This is a genomic window from Streptomyces hazeniae, from assembly GCF_031845485.1.
Taxonomy (GTDB): domain Bacteria; phylum Actinomycetota; class Actinomycetes; order Streptomycetales; family Streptomycetaceae; genus Streptomyces; species Streptomyces hazeniae.
The window spans coordinates 1-460 of the sequence record NZ_JAVREQ010000168.1 but is presented as its reverse complement, the minus strand read 5'-3'; the positions used below and the strand labels follow the sequence as shown (position 1 = coordinate 460).

The 460-nt window shown below is 72.4% G+C and carries 1 protein-coding gene; it reads right to left on the bottom strand.

The annotated features are described in order from the left end of the window. On the bottom strand, positions 1–460 hold a 460-nt coding region (locus tag RM572_RS29145), incomplete at both ends, for a cation transporter (protein WP_311676358.1).

Sequence of the window (460 nt, the reverse complement as noted above, 5' to 3'; positions counted from 1 at the left end):
CCCGCACCCCCGCCCGCATCGCCGCGGGCAGCGGCCGCCCGATGAGCAGCTGCGCGTTGGACCGGCCCAGCACCCACGCCACGTACACGAGCAGCAGGCCGATCAGACAGGACGCGATCCCGTCCCAGACCCCCGACCCCGTCAGCTGCCCGCCGAGCAGCCCGCCCGCCGCCAGCAGCAGCCCGGCCAGCGCCGCCGAGTCCTCCATGACGACGGCCTTCACGCCGGTGTCGGGGGTGTGGCGCAGGTAGTACGTGTCCGGCACCCGCAGCCGGGCCGCCTCGCGCCGTACCTGTTTGACGCCGGTACGCAGGGAGTAGCCCTCCAGCGCGAAGGCGACGCCGAGGACGATGTACGAGATCAGCGGATCGCCCAGTTCCTCGCCCGCGATCAGGGTGTGCACCCCGTCGTAGACCGAGAATACCGCACCGCCGACGAAGGTGGCGATGGAGGCGAGCAT